At 65.0% G+C, this 217-nt stretch carries 1 protein-coding gene; it reads right to left on the reverse strand.

Annotation, left to right across the window (positions count from 1 at the left end; genetic code table 11):
- Positions 1 to 203, reverse strand: a 203-nt coding sequence (locus G5A07_RS22015) for a PhoD-like phosphatase N-terminal domain-containing protein (protein ID WP_262405918.1), incomplete at its 3' end; no start/stop codon positions are given.
- Positions 204 to 217: the final 14 nt, after the last annotated feature.

Raw genomic sequence — 217 nt, forward strand, 5'->3', positions numbered from 1 at the left:
GTGCGGAAGCGACCGGCAACCGGCTCGCTGAAGACCTTATCGTGCACGAGGTCCTGGAAGCGCACGCGGTAGAACAGGTCTGCGCCGGCAGGCAGGCCGGTCAGATCGACGCGGGCTGTCAGGCCGTTGCTTTCAAGTGCGGCTGGGCCAACGCGACGCGCAACGTTCTTGAAGGCGGCGTCCGTCGAGTATTCGACGATCATGCGTGCCGGACGAT

The sequence above is a fragment of the Stenotrophomonas sp. AS012628 genome (assembly GCF_010608305.1).
GTDB lineage: Bacteria > Pseudomonadota > Gammaproteobacteria > Xanthomonadales > Xanthomonadaceae > Stenotrophomonas > Stenotrophomonas geniculata.